This window comes from Paenibacillus amylolyticus (assembly GCF_036894225.1).
GTDB lineage: Bacteria > Bacillota > Bacilli > Paenibacillales > Paenibacillaceae > Paenibacillus > Paenibacillus amylolyticus.
Window position 1 is genome coordinate 1,071,710 of the sequence record NZ_CP145892.1, and the last position, 16,190, is coordinate 1,087,899.

General features: G+C 46.0%; 15 protein-coding genes. 10 read left to right on the forward strand and 5 right to left on the reverse strand.

All coding sequences use genetic code 11. From position 1 onward, the window contains the following. The first annotated feature begins 249 nt into the window (after positions 1–249). Both V6668_RS04825 and V6668_RS04830 read left to right on the forward strand, forming a co-directional pair. Positions 250–1,428, forward strand: a complete 1,179-nt coding sequence (locus V6668_RS04825) for an alanyl-tRNA editing protein (protein WP_338707839.1) — start codon at positions 250–252, stop codon at positions 1,426–1,428. A 121-nt stretch (positions 1,429–1,549) separates the two neighbouring features. Further along, positions 1,550–2,854, forward strand: coding sequence for a DUF1963 domain-containing protein (locus V6668_RS04830; protein WP_338707840.1), 1,305 nt, complete (start codon positions 1,550–1,552; stop codon positions 2,852–2,854). A gap of 579 nt (positions 2,855–3,433) precedes the next feature. On the opposite strand, the gene V6668_RS04835 is transcribed toward V6668_RS04830, so the two are convergent. Together V6668_RS04835 and V6668_RS04840 are read right to left on the reverse strand one after the other, a co-directional pair. Then, the gene (locus V6668_RS04835; RefSeq protein ID WP_338707841.1) at positions 3,434–3,781 is read right to left on the reverse strand and encodes a DUF1801 domain-containing protein; all 348 of its coding nucleotides are present in this window, start codon (positions 3,779–3,781) and stop codon (positions 3,434–3,436) included. Further along, positions 3,778–4,353: a GNAT family protein gene (locus V6668_RS04840; protein WP_338707842.1), complete on the reverse strand. Its 576-nt coding sequence runs from the start codon at positions 4,351–4,353 to the stop codon at positions 3,778–3,780. The genes V6668_RS04835 and V6668_RS04840 overlap by 4 nt, the downstream gene beginning before the upstream one ends. 255 nt (positions 4,354–4,608) lie before the next feature. On the opposite strand from V6668_RS04840, the gene V6668_RS04845 reads away from it, so the two are divergent. From V6668_RS04845 to V6668_RS04860, 4 genes are all read left to right on the forward strand, one after another. Continuing rightward, on the forward strand, positions 4,609–5,064 hold the full coding sequence (locus tag V6668_RS04845; protein ID WP_036606187.1) for a GNAT family N-acetyltransferase: 456 nt from the start codon (positions 4,609–4,611) through the stop codon (positions 5,062–5,064). Between the two features lie 165 nt (positions 5,065–5,229). After that, on the forward strand, positions 5,230–5,511 hold the full coding sequence (locus tag V6668_RS04850) for a hypothetical protein (protein WP_036606188.1): 282 nt from the start codon (positions 5,230–5,232) through the stop codon (positions 5,509–5,511). A 137-nt stretch (positions 5,512–5,648) separates the two neighbouring features. Then, positions 5,649–7,001, forward strand: a complete 1,353-nt coding sequence (locus V6668_RS04855; protein WP_036606189.1) for an amino acid permease — start codon at positions 5,649–5,651, stop codon at positions 6,999–7,001. A gap of 297 nt (positions 7,002–7,298) precedes the next feature. Then, positions 7,299–9,053: a methyl-accepting chemotaxis protein gene (locus tag V6668_RS04860; RefSeq protein ID WP_036606190.1), complete on the forward strand. Its 1,755-nt coding sequence runs from the start codon at positions 7,299–7,301 to the stop codon at positions 9,051–9,053. A 114-nt stretch (positions 9,054–9,167) separates the two neighbouring features. On the opposite strand, the gene V6668_RS04865 is transcribed toward V6668_RS04860, so the two are convergent. Continuing rightward, positions 9,168–10,079 carry a LysR family transcriptional regulator gene (locus tag V6668_RS04865; protein ID WP_036606191.1) on the reverse strand — a complete coding sequence of 304 codons (912 nt, stop codon included), beginning with the start codon at positions 10,077–10,079 and terminating at the stop codon, positions 9,168–9,170. Positions 10,080–10,195: 116 nt separating this feature from the next. Between V6668_RS04865 and V6668_RS04870 the strand changes: the two genes are divergently transcribed. Beyond that, the gene (locus V6668_RS04870) at positions 10,196–11,239 is read left to right on the forward strand and encodes a 2,3-butanediol dehydrogenase (RefSeq protein ID WP_338591189.1); all 1,044 of its coding nucleotides are present in this window, start codon (positions 10,196–10,198) and stop codon (positions 11,237–11,239) included. A gap of 312 nt (positions 11,240–11,551) precedes the next feature. On the opposite strand, the gene V6668_RS04875 is transcribed toward V6668_RS04870, so the two are convergent. Both V6668_RS04875 and V6668_RS04880 read right to left on the reverse strand, forming a co-directional pair. After that, entirely contained in the window at positions 11,552–12,064 is a 513-nt protein-coding gene (locus V6668_RS04875) for a GNAT family N-acetyltransferase (RefSeq protein ID WP_338591194.1), read from the reverse strand. A gap of 129 nt (positions 12,065–12,193) precedes the next feature. After that, entirely contained in the window at positions 12,194–12,958 is a 765-nt protein-coding gene (locus V6668_RS04880) for a helix-turn-helix transcriptional regulator (RefSeq protein ID WP_253505819.1), read from the reverse strand. A gap of 182 nt (positions 12,959–13,140) precedes the next feature. On the opposite strand from V6668_RS04880, the gene V6668_RS04885 reads away from it, so the two are divergent. The 3 genes from V6668_RS04885 to V6668_RS04895 all read left to right on the forward strand — a co-directional run bounded on the left by V6668_RS04885 (position 13,141) and on the right by V6668_RS04895 (position 16,102). Further along, positions 13,141–15,462 carry a beta-L-arabinofuranosidase domain-containing protein gene (locus tag V6668_RS04885; protein WP_338707843.1) on the forward strand — a complete coding sequence of 774 codons (2,322 nt, stop codon included), beginning with the start codon at positions 13,141–13,143 and terminating at the stop codon, positions 15,460–15,462. A gap of 81 nt (positions 15,463–15,543) precedes the next feature. Beyond that, positions 15,544–15,795, forward strand: a complete 252-nt coding sequence (locus V6668_RS04890; protein ID WP_338707844.1) for a Uma2 family endonuclease — start codon at positions 15,544–15,546, stop codon at positions 15,793–15,795. Next, positions 15,764–16,102: a Uma2 family endonuclease gene (locus V6668_RS04895; protein ID WP_338707845.1), complete on the forward strand. Its 339-nt coding sequence runs from the start codon at positions 15,764–15,766 to the stop codon at positions 16,100–16,102. The genes V6668_RS04890 and V6668_RS04895 overlap by 32 nt, the downstream gene beginning before the upstream one ends. Positions 16,103–16,190: the final 88 nt, after the last annotated feature.

A 16,190-nucleotide genomic window follows, 5' to 3' on the forward strand; every position in this document is an offset into this window, starting at 1 on the left:
CTATAATAAGTAATATGTCTGCAATCTCCGTTCCGGTGTAATCATAGCTCAAACCATATCCAACGTTACATTAAACGTGGATATAAGTAAGGGACCGCTCTGTAGCTTGGCTTACAGGGCGGTCTTTTTGATATGGGGGAGCGATCTTATGTGCCTTAAATTGGATTCGCAGTTCCAGATAGTGTAATCTGGAGGTTAGGTGCAGATCGGTAAAAAACCATTTGAACGAGAAGGGATCGGGATGATTCAATGACGCAAAAAATCTATTATGACTCTGCTTATACAAGAGAGTGGCATACAACGATTACAGACAGAGTAGACAAGGAAGACGGTGTATATGTCACGCTGGCGGAGACTGCTTTTTACCCGCATGGGGGCGGACAACCTTGTGATCTGGGACAAATTGGTGGCATCGCTGTTCTGGATGTGAACATTGAAGATGGCGAAGTATGGCATAAGCTGGAACGCACCCCTGAAGAGACTGAGGTACATTGTGAGATTGACTGGGAGCGCAGATTCGATCATATGCAGCAGCATACGGGTCAGCATTTGTTATCGGCAATCACTCTAAAGCTGACTGAAGCGATGACCCTCAGTTTCCATCTCGGTACGGAGTATGACACGATTGATGTGGCTACGGCTGAACTGGGAGCGAATCAATTAACCGCCATTGAACAAGAAGTGAATCGTCAGATCTATCGTAACGCTCGCATCAACACGTCTTGGGTTACAGCAGAAGAGGCTGCACAGTTACCATTGGTGAAGCAACCTACGGTAACGGAAGACATTCGCATCGTCGAGATCGAGGGTGTGGAGTATAACGCCTGCGGCGGAACGCATGTGTCGGCGACGGGTGAGATTGGGATCATCAAACTGTTGAAAACTGAAAAAGTGAAGGGCGGCACCCGCATTTATTTCAAATGTGGAACAAGGGCGCTGAATGAATTCACAGCTACACAAAACGTGCTCAATAGCATCATGGTTAAATTAAAGACCAGCAAGGACGAATTATTGGAGCGTATTGAGAAAATGGAACTGGAGCAAAAACAGCTACAAACCGAGCTGAATGCAGTGAAAACAACCAATGATGCCTATTATGCGGAGGAACTTCTGGCCGCTCGGCAAGGGCTGGTGATTGCTCAGGTCTTTGAAAACAAATCACTCAAGGATATGCAGAGCCTGGCTACCAAGCTGACGGCAGACCATGAGGGTCTTGTTCTGTTCGCCAGCATCTCAGAGGCCAAAGTGGTTCTTGCACAGAACGGACAGCCGCCTGAATGGGCTTGTGGACCTTTCTTCAAAGGTAATCTTGGAGCCTATCAAGGCAAAGGTGGAGGTAGTGAAAAGATGGCTCAGGCAGGCTTTGCCAGCAGTGAAGATGCGCTTGCCTTTTACGAATTTACCAAGGACCAGTTGGGACATCACTGATTCGTATTTTCCTTTATGGTACACGCAGGTATTTAAATATGGAGTAAGGGACAAGCACGTCACGTTGTGGCGTGTTTGTCATGGCATGATGAAGCGAGCAGATAGTAGAGGGGGTGGAGGGATGACAGAACGAATTCCGTGTATACGGGAAGGGTGTGCAAATACCATTTTACCAGCAACAGCGTTGAAAACGGGTGGTTATTGTATGCCTTGCAAGCAGGAGATGGAACGCGAGGAGCGTCAGAGATACATTGAAGCGAATCGACGTGACGTGAACTTGTATGCAGGTATTACAGACCCAGTCGAAATTTTGAAAATCATGCACAAACCTCAGGTTCGCGATCCACTAATTCGTTATACGCCCTATGAACAATCCGAGGAACAGGTATATCTATCTTTGTCTGTAGAGCAACAAGATCAGATGAAGGATTACGCGATGCAACGGATTTGTACAGGTGATGAAGATACGGGCAAAGACATTCTGGTATATCTGGTCTGCTACCATGATATATCGTTGACTGCCGAAATTCCTGAGGTGCTGGAACAAGAGATCTATTATCCTGCCATTTTGTATAAAAGTGCCTCGGGTGAGGTTCGTGATCATCTCTTACAGCAGGTGAATACCGATGATGAGAATCGGAACCACATATTGCTCATGCTGGCCCATATCGGAGATGATGTTGTCGTGCGGCAGTTCCGGCAGTGGAGACAATCTCCTCCATCTTGGGCGAACGAATTATACGTGGCACCTGAGCATTACACCACTGAAGCTGGTTGGGAGCTTACAAAAGACGGGCAGCGCAGGGAATTATTCATCACCCCAAGTTATTCACTCTATAAAGTAAAAGAGAATGAAGGACCTAACGTGGAGTTAACCGGAAGTTCACTATCGATGCTGAACCCTAGCACCAATTGCTGTCCATGGTGTGGCAATGCGTTAACCACCTTAATTAGTCTGGATGTTAAGCATCCAGCATTGAATGACGTTTCTTGGCATGCTCAGCAACTTCAGATACGGACTTGCGTGATATGCAGCAGTTACGGTGTGGTTTACATGGAGATGGACGCGGCAGGGGAACCGTTATGGAGTTCACATAATGTCATGCCTGCGGGAATGGACGAGATTGACCTGGACGACTATGGTAAACTTGCAGCGGATGTTGGCCAGCAGTTTCGGATTGCGAATGCATCGCGTCATGCATTCCATGCCAGTGAGTGGGCGATGGAGCCATCGTTATCTCAGGTCGGCGGCCATCCGGGATGGGTTCAAGATGCGGAGTACCCAACATGTCCACGCTGTTCCACGAGAATGAAGGCTGTCGCACAACTGGACTGGGGCGAGGTTGAGAAATATGGTGAGGGTATGTATTACATGTTCATATGTGAGCCGTGTCAGATGACCGCCGTATCGTACCAACAATCTTGATGGTGGAAGCTAGTATAAAACATTATAAGCAATTATAAGCAGTCATCTTATTATAAGATTACACCGCTGTTAAGGTTGGAATGACAGTAGTAGACAGACTATAACAAAGGGGCATCCCGAAGTTCTTGGAACTTCATGGGATGCCCCTTTGCCCTGCGCAGGATGGATGTGAGATATCTTTGCTACAGCCAGTCGTTTATGCTATTTATTTAGCCGCCAGAGTGAGAATGGGTTGTTTTTTCTACGTGCAGAGGCCGCTTGTCGTACTCACACAGTCTAACGAACCTAGCACGTCTTATTGGGTGAATTTGCAGCAGTATAGAATTCTAACGAATCATAGCCACTCTATTTCTCCAATTGTCAGGTTTTTCGAAGAAAATCGAAGGGGGTTTCTGTAATAAGACTGCTCAGATTCGTTAGAATTTCATATGTTTTTAAAACTGCGATATAAGGTGTGTCCGATTCGTTAGCGCTTGGCCCAAACCCAAACTCACCCCATATACTCCAACCGCACATTACCACTCACACATTACCACCTAAGTTACTACTTCGGCGTATGTGCCTCTTCACTACACCCGTCTACAATTCCACAGATGCCTGCTTCAGCAATCCCGCCAACCATTCATAGTCCGGCGTATCTTTTTCCTTGAGTTTGATCGTTTTGCGTTCTTCCGGGCCTTCAAATATCCCATCGGGTAGATCGAGTCCGGTTGCATTGAAGATGGTGAAAGACATGGCTTGTTTGGAAGGCGAGATGACCGCAGCGTACTTTCCGTTTTTCAAAAAATGAGGTTTCTTGTATTGTACGCGTTCTTGTACGTCAGGGATGGTATCATGCACTAACTGGCGCAATTGTTCAGCGATTTCTACTTGCCAGGGGATCTGAATCTGTTCAATAAACGCAGTAACTTCTGCATTCTTGGTCATACTTGTTCACCCTCCGTATGGATCTGATTGTGTGTTTCCCATTCTGGTCTTAGGATTCCCATCATCAAGCGGTCATAACGCTTACCATCACGAAATACAGCTGAGCGTGCCCGACCTTCCAACTGAAAACCAACCTTCTCATAGGAACGGATTGCTTTGGCATTGTAGGCGATGACATCCAGACCAACTCGGTCCAGATTCATCTCATGGAACGCATATCGTAAAATAAGATTCAACGCTTCCGTACCATATCCCTTGTTGCGATGTTTGGCAAGTCCGATGCCAATGGCAAGCTGTCCGCAGCGGTTGTTCCATTCAATGCCATGAATGACGACAAAACCAATCAGCGTATCTTCTTCATGCGTGCGAAGTCTGAAATAAACTTCCTTGTTCTTCGTTTCGCCCTCATCCTCCAACTGTTTCTCCGAATAGGGAATGGCCAGGTCAGTATCCACATTCCGAAGGTACTCCGGGTCTTCGTTCCATTGCAGCATGGTCTGCACGTCTTCAGAGCGTGGTGGCGTCATCTTTAATCGTTTGCTATAAAACAGGTTATCCGTAGTGAGTGTCATAGGGTTCTCCTTTAAATTAAGTTAAGCTTGCTTCACCTTAGTTCCACGTTTAACTCTATGTATATTTCGCAATAGACCTCGCCCCTTTGGCATCTGATAGCCTCATCATACTGGAAATTATAGGTGAATCACAATAGCGTATTTCAGTGGATATAAGTAACCTCTTGTCATAAAACCTAACACGGTAGTAAGATGAAATGATTGATATACATTCAGTGATAAAACCAATAAAAATGTCGGCGGGAGTGGTACGTTATGGAGATCAAAGTGGATGATTTGAGTGGAGTCCAAGTTAAGGCTTTAATTGCGGAGCACTTGCAAGGGATGGCAGCAGATTCGCCTCCAGAAAGTATTCATGCGTTGAATCTGGACGGACTCAAGGAGCCCGAAATTACTTTCTGGTGTGCTTGGGAAGGGGACGACTTGCTCGGCTGCGGGGCTATCAAAGAACTTGATCCAGAGCATGCAGAGTTGAAGTCGATGCGTACCGCTTCGGCTCATCTGAGAAAAGGCGTAGCGAGAAAAATTTTGGCACATATTATGGAGGTTGCCACAGACCGTGGTTATAAGCGAATCAGTCTGGAGACGGGTTCAATGGATTCATTTATCCCGGCAAGGAAGATGTACGAAGATTTCGGATTTGAATATTGCGAACCATTCGCAGATTATGTATTGGACCCGAACAGCACGTTTATGACGAAAAAAATCTAAATGAATTCACATGACAAACCAGTATTCTGTTTTTTTACAGGACGCTGGTTTTTTAATTTTGCAACATATCGTACATTTTAAGAGATGGAAAAAGAGTAGAATAAACTCAATAATACGCATTAAAACAACGTGGCCTTGTGACGAAGAATGTGGAGGGAGTCGTACATGATTTACTGGTGGTTCGATCATATGAATCCGCTGTTTGCTGTCTTGGTGTTATGTCCCATCATTGCTGTGATGCTTGGAGTATGCAGTTATTTTGCCAATTGGTTTAGACTCTGGGTAGCGCTGGTTATATCTTTTATGCTGCCTTTGTTGTATATCGCGAGTGATCTTTCAACATGGGGTAGTAACATAGGCGCTTGGTTCATCTATGGGGCAGGGTACATTTTGCTAACCTGGATTGTACACAGATTGCTTCGTGCCATTGTGGGGTATAAAACATAGGTTATGTCCATATATGTTTGGGATGAATTGGCCATGAGGAACTTCTGGGCTGATTGATGGACAATAGGGTATACTGGACATTATGTCTATGAAACAAGACAGCATTACAGACGTTTTTTACATCAGGAGGACTTGAATTGGCTCAGACAGAAGGAACACTACAGAAGAAGCTTAAACCAAGACACATCAGTTTTATGGCTATGGGTGGTGTCATTGGAACGGGAATTTTTAAAGGCAGTGCAGAGACGATTGGACTCGCAGGTCCGGGCGTTATTGTCACGTACATTTTTGCCGGATTATTGCTGCTGGTTGTTATGGCCGCGATGGCGGAGATGGCTACGGTGTACAAGAACAAAAATATGAAAGACTTCGTGCAGGAGGCATTTGGTAGCAGAGTATCCTTTGTTATGGGATGGATGTACTGCTTTCTATGGTTATCGGTGTGTGTCATTGAGGTGATTGCCGCCGGGAGCTTTTTGCAGTATTGGTTCAGTGAAGTACCGCTGTGGATGCTGAGTCTGGCATGTGCGGCGTTCATTATACTGGTTAATCTGTTAAGTGTAGGTGTGTTCGGGGAATTTGAGTTTTGGCTGGCCGGGATCAAAATTGCCATGATCATTATTTTTATCTTCCTGGGTGCAGGATTGATCTTTGGCATTATCCCAAGTGATAACACCCCTTATCTGCAAAATTATACGCAAGCAGGCGGGTTCTTCCCGAACGGATGGTCATCGATCTTCTCGGCACTGCTTGTGGTTATGTTCTCTTATGGGGGATCGGAGCTGATTGGTCTGACGCTGACCGAGACGGAAAATGCAGAAAAAGTGATGCCAAAAATCGTGGGCAATTTCATGCTCAGAATTATTCTGTTCTTCACCTTGCCGATTCTCATCATCTGTGGTCTTATCCCATGGAATGAGATCGGGCCGGAGAGCAGTCCATTTGTACAGGTGCTTGCATCCACGGGACTGCCGGGAGCAGCACACATAATGAACTTTATTTTGGTGACGGCGGTTCTGTCTGCTGCGAATTCAGGGATCTATGGTGCATCCCGGATGATGCACTCCATGGCAGTAGGCGGTGAAGCTCCAAAGGCATTGTCACAGACGAATCGCAACGGAAGCCCTGTTAACACACTTCTGGTGTGCTCAGTAGTTTTGCTCGGAGGTTCCTTGCTAGGCCTGTTCGCGCAGGATCAACTGTTCCGCGTATTGCTCGCAGTTCCGGGGTTTGTTGTAATCCTTGTGTGGATCTGTATTGCTTCATCACAGCTGAAACTACGGAAGAGATATCCGGTTCAACCGACCTTCAAAGTTTGGGGATTCCCTTACATAACCGGAGTCGTTGTACTATGTCTTAGTGTGATTGCGGTGATGTTTGTGTTTGATGAAGGGAATCGGTTCAGCATTAGCATCTGTATTGCCGTGCTCGCGTTGCTGATTATATGGTCCCTGATTCGATTCAGGAAGACGAATGGACGAACAGTTTAGTATTTTTTACATTCAAATGTAGAACACATCAACATCTCGGCGCTTGAGCCGGGATGTTTTTTTCTATCATTTTTCACTGCAAAGAACCTAAACAAATCCTCCAAAATTATGCCTAGATGCAGCTCCAATGAACAAAGCTACCACGGCCATGATAGCGTTTTTATGTAAACCCAATATTTTCTTGCCTAATTCGACATATTCGTTTACTATTTTCCCATACATAGTGCTTCAAGCATGCGTTTTTTGGGTAGCGCCTAGTCAAAAAGGCTTGGGTTCACGGGAGAGGAAGAGGAGCGGATGATTGGTTTTTTTAGAAAACGTTTGGTTGTGCGCATTGTTGCAGTAGTCACACTGGTCATTACGATTATAGCCGTTGGAAGCATGCTGTTACAGGTGGCCAATATGAAACTAGCTGCGCAGGAGGCCATTTCGAGTTACAACATCCAGATTGCTCAGAGTTATGTGAATCAGCTGGATACAGCATCTTATGCCGAGTTTGCCAAGGACCCCAAGGAGAATGACGAATTCTTGAAGATTCGTGATGAACTGGATGACTTTCGCGTAAGCATTGGTGCAATGTATGTGTATTTCGTCAAAATAGATGACAAAGGTACGCCACTTATTATGGTGGACGGTATGAAGGATGCAGATAAAGCCTCACCGATTAATGAAGTAACGGATGTCCCTCAGGAGGCTGTGCAGAAGCTGTTACAGGGGCAAACAGCCAGTTCTTCGATTATTAACAATGAGGAGTACGGCGACTATATTTCCTCTTACGCTCCCATGCTGGATAGTAACGGTGCTGTAACAGGTGTAATTGGGATCGATACGGCAGTATCGGTGATCGGAAGCATTGAGTCAGATATAATGAAATCGAGTATTCCCTTCTATGCCTTATTGCTACTGATTACACTTATAGGCATTGCTGTTGTCACGTGGTTTATCGTAAGAGGACTGCGGCCACTTCAACCGCTGAAGGCGAGTGTGGAAAAAATGGCACAGGGTGAGCTTGCAGAAGCGAACCGAATTCTGACGTCGTATCGTTTGCGCAGCCAAGATGAGATTGGAACAACATATCAAGCGATGATACATATGTCCGGGAACTTGAATAAGATTGTGAGTAACATGGTTGAAGGCGTAGCAGTAACCACAGATATTTTATCAGAATCAACGAAGGAATTTAATCGCAGTACCGAAGAGATGCTTGAGATGGGCAAGACGGTTGATCAATCTGTCGAACAGATTAGGCAGGGTGCACATACGCAGAAGCAGGGTGCAAGCGATAGCGCGCATGCGATGGAAGAGATCGCAAAAGGCATAACGGATATATCCGAATCCTCGATGGTTGTGTCGGATGCGGCATCAAGTGCGCTTTCTACGGCGGAGTCCGGTAAACAGAGCATGACACTGATGAAAACACAGATGGAGAGTATCTCAAATGTCTCAAGTGAAGTTGTAGCGATGGTTCAGGTGCTGAACAACTACTCCCAGGAAATTGGTGGTGCCCTGCACACGGTTCGTGACTTTGCGAGTCAGACGAAGCTACTTGCGCTTAATGCATCCATAGAGGCAGCACATGCAGGAGAACACGGCAAAGGTTTTGCGGTTGTGGCGGATGAAGTTCGGAAGCTTGCTGAGGCCTCAAGCACATCCATGGAACGGATCTCCGACTTGCTGGTCCGTATTCAACAAGAATCACAACAGATTGGCTCACAGATGGGGGTTACTGCAACCGAGATTGGACAAGGTGTTACGATTACCGCAGAAGCGGAGCAAGCTTTCGCCCATGTAGTTGATGCGTTCCAACTGGTGACCCGTCGCATTCAGGAAGTCTCCGCTGCGGCAGAGGAAATCTCGGCAGGATCGGAAGAGGCTGCAGCCTCCGTCAATACGATCTCGCAGATCTCAGCCGGGGTGTCGGATCATTCGGATGAAATCTATCGCTTAATGCGTGAACAGTCGGCCATGTTCAACAGGGTGGCACAGACCTCCACAATGCTGGAGCAGCAGACGAACGAGATGAGTGAAGCTGTACGTAAAGTTAAAGTATAGTTTGAGTAAGGTGTAGTAATAGTAACGCAAGAGATAGTCAGAAAAGTGTTCCACTCTTGGAGAAGTTGGTGTTCATCCCAAACTTCTTTCAAAGGGTGGAGCACTTTTTTAAATTTAAACTTTTAAATGATCCAGCTCTATCGCCTGTCTGAAGCGTTGGGCGAATCGTTCTGCAGCTACGGCGGACTCCTTGGACTCCGTCTGCACGAAGCCAATCTGCATTTTCGGTTGATCGATTCCAGCGATCTCTACCATCTTCACCAGACCTTCTTTCCATAAGGGATTTTGGTGAAAGGAAAAGTCGTGACCAATCGTGGCGGCAATATCGTTTCTTAACACCATGTTGATGGCTTCTGAATTATTTGTTTTAAACAGAATGGACAGAGGTCCATGATCATAGGTGAATTCCTTGATGAAGTCTTCGATGAAACCATCTCGATACAGTGCCAGCTTGTGTTCTTTTAATTGATCCGGTGTAACACGGCTGTGCTTGGCAAGTTCAGACAGGTGATGAGTACCAACTACCAGCTTACCCGAGTACATGGGACTGAAGTGAAGTCCATCGAATTCCCGCAATTGTTTCGCATAGATCGCGATAAAGCCCAGATGGGTTTTGTTATTGCGAATATCTTCGATAATTTCCATGGACCCTTTCTCTTCAATGGAAATGTTAAGTTGCGGGTGCTCACGCTTCATATCTGCAGCAGACTGGACAAGATAGGGCATGACACTTGGAAAAGTAGCTACATGAAGCTCTCCGCTAAGAGAGGAGGCTTCGGCGTTCAGGGATTTCAATTCATCAATCCGCTGCAAAATGTCCAGTGCCTTGGCAATGAATTGTTTGCCTTCGGGAGTGGGATGAGTACCCTGCCGCGAGCGTTCGAACAGGATGATACCCAATTCTTTCTCCAGACGATGCACCGATTGGCTGATCGCCGATTGAGTGACATGTAGATGCTCAGAGGCGGCGGAGAATGATTTCGTTTTCGCAATTTCAACGACATATTCGAGCTGTTCCAGATTCATGATTTCATCTCCGTTTAGCATTAATACAACTAATGTTAACATTAGTATCTATAAATATGAATAATACATGAACAGCGATATAATATATAGACAATCATACAAAGGGGATGAACTTCATGAAAGCAGCAGTATGGTATGCCCATAAAGACGTGCGTGTGGAAGAGCGGGAGGTTCCGGTTGCTCAAGCGGGTCAAGTCAAAATCAAAGTGGAATATGCAGGGATCTGCGGCAGTGACTTGCATGCCTATCATCATGGTGTAGGAATTCAAGAAGGCGAGAATCATCCGCTCTCAGGACAGAAAGCACCGTTGACATTGGGTCATGAATTTGCAGGAACCGTAAGTGAATTGGGGAGTAATGTAAGCGGTGTCAGTGTAGGGGATCGAGTTGTGGTAGAGCCGTTGTACCATTGTGGAAAATGTGAGTACTGTATCCAGGGTCGCTATAACCAATGTACTCAATTTGGATTCGTTGGACTGAATGGTGATGGTGGTTTTGCGGAGTATGTTGTTGTTGAAGCATATATGGTTCATCCCATACCGGATAACGTATCTTTCGAAGAAGGTGCGCTTGTAGAGCCTACAGCCGTAGCCTTTCACGCGGTTCGTCACAGCAAGCTGAAAGTGGGGAACAAAGTAGCCGTATATGGAGCAGGTCCAATTGGATTATTGACCATTCTGTCTGCCAAAGCAGCAGGAGCCTCTGAAATCTATGCAGTCGATGTATTTGAGGAACGTCTGGACCTGGCAGCCAAACTGGGAGCCATTCCGGTGAACAGTGCCAAAGTCAATGCAACAGAGGTGATCTTGCAACAATCGGGCGGTATTGATGTGGCTTATGAAGCAGCGGGTGTGCAGCCAACGATGGATAGCGCCATTGCGGTTGTCAAAAAAGGTGGAGAAGTTGTTGTCATCGCAGCGATACCAAATCCGCTTCAGGTGAACTTCTTCGATCTTCTGGTCAAAGAAGCGAATCTAACGGCAACGCTGGCATATCGCCACATTTTCCCTGAAGTGATTTCATTGATTGCTGAAGGGTCGCTCGATGTGAAACAGGTCATCACCAAGAAAATCAAACTGGACGATATCGTGCAGGAAGGGCTTGAGCTGTTAATGAGCGACAAGAGCCATGCGAAGATTTTGGTAGAGATTGGCGGTTAAAAAATCAATAGCGATGTATTATTTCAAATGCTATATAAGTTGAACTAAAGATTGTTTACACTGACACTAGGATGACAGAATAACCTTCCAATCGCTGTTATCCCCAGATTTTTTCAATTCCCTTTTCTCAAGGGGAAATCCGGGGATAAAGGCGAACGCTTCGCTTTTTCAGGTTTTTTCTGTCCTCTCCGTTATCGTGTAAATGATTAGTGCAACTTATATAATTGATATTTATAAACGTAAAAGACCGTTCATGATGATGAACGGTCTTTTACGTTTCATTCTCCGCTCGCGGGTTGCTGTTAGCCAACACTAGGAATCATAACGGTAACATATTGCCTTGCCCCCGCTACTCTCGGAGCTGAATTCCTCATCCTCTGTAAATCCAAAACGCTCATATAACCGGATGGCATTGACCATCTGACCGCCCGTATATAAATACACCGTATTTTTGCCCATCTCCTTGGCAGAATCTACGCATTGCTGGAGCAATACTCTGGCAATTCCGTGACCTCTCCATTTTGGATCAACACCCAACAGCCGAATAAACGGATAATCGATTGGCAATTCAAAGTTTGGATAAGCCTTGCGTGCTGTTTCGAATAATTGGACTGTACCGACAATCTGATCATCAATCTTCGCGATCCATAATTGTGTCAGGTACGGATTAACCACAGACTCTCGAATATCTTTTAGGTAGGCCTCCCATCGTTCATTTTGCTCAAAAGTCTCCCGATACTCGGCATAACTTGCAACAAGGATATCTACAATCTCTGGATGGTCTGCTTCTGTGGCAGGGTGAATCGTAACGGCAGCCGTTGTCATCTTATAATTCCCCTTCTCTTATGGGTTAAGTATGGAATATAGTTTTCTTGCATTTTACCATAACGGATTCAATCCGATTCATTCAAATTTTCTATAGGTAACTCAGTCATTTCTATAGATCGTAGCGCATCAGCGATTGAGCTGTGTGGAATACAGATGATTGCGATATTCGGTTGGCGTATTGCCTTCGTATTGTTTGAACATGCGCAGGAACAGCTTGTAGTCGGAGAAGCCGCACTGTCCGGCGATTTCTTTTACACTGGCATTGGTGTTGAGCAGCAATTGTTTTGCCCGGCGAATACGTTCTGTGAGGATATAGGTTTTGAGTCCAGTACCTTTCTCGCGCTTCACCATTTTGGAGATATAGTCTTTGTTAAAATTAAAATTTTCTGCAATCTGACTCACCGTGATGTTTGTATGCAGATGAATATCGACCCACTTGCAGATATGGTCCACAATTGCATTATGCGGGCGATAATCCGCCTCTATATTGCGCTCCAGCTCCTTGAACAACAGTAACAAAGCAGCGTCGGCTTCTCCTGGTGAGAAGGATGACACATGCAGCAATTGCTTGAATAACTGATTGGCCATGGAAGGTACCTGAATGGTGGCATGTGTCCTAAACTGGTTGAATTCTGCCTGCACGGCATCATAGTGAACCCAGTAGAAACTGACGGGTGTGTCGCTAATCTGGTAGCCGTAATGGGTGCGACCGGCGCGCAGAAACAACAGATCGTTGGCACGAACTACATATTGTTCCTCTTCTTCCGCGATGTACATCTCACCTTCCAGCATCAAAATGATCTCATGCACAGGCATGCTGCGTCTCATATGGCTCCAGTTGCCTTCGGATATGAACTTGCCGCACAGGTAATGTTCCAGTGGCTTTTGCATAGGACGGATTTATCCACCTTTTCTTGGATTATGAGTCTGATGTAATTGTATTTTATTTGATAGTATGGGGATATTCAAGCTCTACAGTAGATTGATGAGTATTAGTCATATGGAACAGAACACGGATTTTACCCCTCAATAATCAATGGATATCTATTACATCCCGAGAAGGAGTGAGTGTCATGTTTGATACGAAAAAAGGATTTCTGGGACCGGAACATGTAGATCTGTTAAATGGTGTGTTCCAAACATCACAAGAGGTGGGGGAGCGTTACCTGTTATCGCTGGATATTGATCGATTCCTGGCTCCATGCTTCGAAGCGCATGGTTTACCTGCCCGAAAAGAGCGCTACGCGGGTTGGGAGGCACGTACCATCAGCGGACATTCTCTCGGACATTATCTGTCTGCCCTGGCTGTGACGTATCAGGCAACCGGGAATATCACGTTAAAAGAAAGACTGGATTATGCGGTCACCGAACTGGCGAGAATCCAGCAGACCACGGGGAGCGGATATATCGGTGGTTTGTCCGAAGAACCTTTCCACATGGCTTTTCGAGCAGAGAATATCGGTGGATTCAATATCGGTGAATACTGGGTTCCCTGGTACAGTGTGCACAAAATCTATCGCGGCCTGATTGATGCCCATAAACTCACTGGCAACGGACAGGCACTTGAGGTGGTTACTCGATTTGCAGACTGGGCGGTCGGAGGTTTGCTTCCGATGACAGAAGAACAGATGCAGACGATGCTTCAAAGTGAACACGGGGGCATGAATGAAGTATTTGCACATTTGTATGGGATTACCGGCAAAGCCTTATATCTTGAGATCGCTAACAAGTTCACCCATCAATTGATCCTGAGACCCTTGGAGCACAAGCAGGACGATCTTCAAGGCAAACACGCCAATACGCAGATTCCCAAAGTGATAGGTGCAGCCGAAATCTACAATCAGGACCATACCCATGAGAGTTATCGGACAGCAGCAGAGTTTTTCTGGAACACCACGGTGCATCATCGTTCTTATGTATTTGGTGCGACGAGCATTTCAGAGCATTACGAAGCAAAGGGTATGGAAAGTCTGGGCATCAAAACAGGAGAGAGCTGTTGTACTCACAACATGTTACATCTAACGAAGCAACTCTTCGCCTGGAATCCCGATAGCGCCTACATGGACTATTATGAAAACGCCATCTATAATCACATCCTCGGCACGCAGGACCCCGATACAGGGAACAAAACGTATTTTGCATCAACGCTGCAAGGCCACTACAAAATCTATGGTACTCACGATACCGCTTGGTGGTGCTGCACAGGATCAGGCATGGAGAACCCGGGCAAATATGCCGAGGCGATTTATTTTGAGGATGAACAGGACCTGTACGTCAACCTGTATATCGCTTCCCAATTGGATTGGGCGTCACAGGGATTATCCCTGAAGCTTGAAACCGACTTTCCTTATTCGGAAAAGGTAACCCTGACGATCACCGGAGGCAACGCCTCGGCTCATCTAAGATTACGTGTGCCCTCATGGCTGCAACAGCCAATGACGGCAACAGTTAACGGGGATACGGAACATCCGTATACACGGATGGAACCCGGCTATCTTTCCATCGAGCGCACATGGACAACGGGCGATGTCATCACCATCACACTGCCGATGTCACTCCGCCAGTACACTGCCAGGGATGATTCCCACAAGGTGGCATTCCTGTACGGCCCAATAGTACTCGCTGGTGCACTAGGAAACGAGGGTCTTCCCGAGGATACGATCGTGGACGAAACAGCATTGAATCCCAAGACTGCACCTGTACCTGTGATCTGGACGGAGCAGGAGGATGTACGAGAGTGGATCAAGGTTGTGGATGCAGACACGTTAACATTTGAGCTTAGCAAAGATGTTACTTCCACAGGCGAAGCCGTGAAGCTCATTCCGTTCTATGATGTGCATCACGAATTTTATACTGTGTACTGGCCGTTTAACGATGAAGGGGACGCCCTGGAGAAAGAGTTGAACGATATTACGATCGACAGGGTTCAGGCGGATGGTCAGCAGGATGAGATCGGACATCAACTGGATAGTAATTGCCGTGGGGAGCATCATAATGGTTCTACCACGGATGGCCGTAAGAAGTTGCATATGTGGCGAGAGGCTTTTGGCGTCAGTGGAGCTTACTTCAGTTACCAACTGGCGGTGGATCGTAAAGCAACCAATTATCTATGTGTGGCCTATTGGGGCGGAGATCATTCCGCGTTTAAACGGGAAGGTAAGTTATATGACAGACAATTCGCTATTACCGTGGATGGAACACTCATTGGCGAGCAGAGAATTCACATGAATAAAATTGGCGACGTGTTCTATGTGACCTACGATATTCCTGAGGCCGTAACATCAGGCAAAAACAGCGTTACAGTAATGTTCCAGGCGAAGGGAGACAATGGCTGTGCCGGGAAAGTTGTAGAGGTGCGCACCACGCGAAGTAAACGGGAATCCATCTTTTCATAATAAGAGGCATGGTGTGAAAAGGCGCAAACACAATGTTATAATGAAAATAAATTACGGTTAGTGAAAGAGGAGGTTGGAAGTGTGGCAAAACCCGATAATAAAGGTACTTATAACTTTCAGGATTGGTTAACTTGGGAGGGGGCATGGGAATTAATTAACGGCAAAGCTTTTAATATGTCCCCAGCACCCACTTCATTGCACCAGTTTATTGTGGGTGAGCTGCACTTCTCTTTACGGACTTTTTTTCAGAATCGGAAATGTTTCGTGTTTGTTGCCCCTTTTGATGTGTATTTTAGCGAAAATGAACAATATGACCTACCAGATCAAGCCTGATTTATCGGTAGTGTGCTCCAAAGACCAGATATCCAAAAGTGGCTGTCACGGTGCGCCTTCTTTAATTATTGAGGTGTTATCACCTTCGACTGCGTTAAAGGATTTTAACGAAAAATTTAACTTGTATCAGAAATATGGTGTGAACGAATACTGGATTGTTGACCCCGGGAATCAAACCGTCCATGTGTACACGCTGGAGGATGGCAGCTACCAGACCCGTCATCTGTATACAGAGCAGGAAACGATTCAATCTGTTATATATCCTGAATTGGTAATTCCGTTGGATTCGCTGTTCAAGTTCAGGTAGTGCGAAGCGTCAATCTGTCTACTACAGACGAAGCAATAAGGCGGCCATTTTTTTATTCTAACGAACCACACACACACCTTATATCGGG

Excerpts from the sequence above, each read along its gene's own strand:
- V6668_RS04875 (WP_338591194.1), bottom strand. The coding sequence starts at position 12,064 with ATGACAACGGCTGCCGTTACGATTCACCCTGCCACAGAAGCAGACCAT.
- V6668_RS04830 (WP_338707840.1), top strand. The coding sequence starts at position 1,550 with ATGACAGAACGAATTCCGTGTATACGGGAAGGGTGTGCAAATACCATT.
- V6668_RS04860 (WP_036606190.1), top strand. The coding sequence starts at position 7,299 with ATGATTGGTTTTTTTAGAAAACGTTTGGTTGTGCGCATTGTTGCAGTA.
- V6668_RS04825 (WP_338707839.1), top strand. The coding sequence starts at position 250 with ATGACGCAAAAAATCTATTATGACTCTGCTTATACAAGAGAGTGGCAT.
- V6668_RS04840 (WP_338707842.1), bottom strand. The coding sequence starts at position 4,353 with ATGACACTCACTACGGATAACCTGTTTTATAGCAAACGATTAAAGATG.
- V6668_RS04845 (WP_036606187.1), top strand. The coding sequence starts at position 4,609 with ATGGAGATCAAAGTGGATGATTTGAGTGGAGTCCAAGTTAAGGCTTTA.
- V6668_RS04835 (WP_338707841.1), bottom strand. The coding sequence starts at position 3,781 with ATGACCAAGAATGCAGAAGTTACTGCGTTTATTGAACAGATTCAGATC.
- V6668_RS04885 (WP_338707843.1), top strand. The coding sequence starts at position 13,141 with ATGTTTGATACGAAAAAAGGATTTCTGGGACCGGAACATGTAGATCTG.
- V6668_RS04880 (WP_253505819.1), bottom strand. The coding sequence starts at position 12,958 with ATGCAAAAGCCACTGGAACATTACCTGTGCGGCAAGTTCATATCCGAA.
- V6668_RS04865 (WP_036606191.1), bottom strand. The coding sequence starts at position 10,079 with ATGAATCTGGAACAGCTCGAATATGTCGTTGAAATTGCGAAAACGAAA.
- V6668_RS04895 (WP_338707845.1), top strand. The coding sequence starts at position 15,764 with ATGAACAATATGACCTACCAGATCAAGCCTGATTTATCGGTAGTGTGC.
- V6668_RS04850 (WP_036606188.1), top strand. The coding sequence starts at position 5,230 with ATGATTTACTGGTGGTTCGATCATATGAATCCGCTGTTTGCTGTCTTG.
- V6668_RS04870 (WP_338591189.1), top strand. The coding sequence starts at position 10,196 with ATGAAAGCAGCAGTATGGTATGCCCATAAAGACGTGCGTGTGGAAGAG.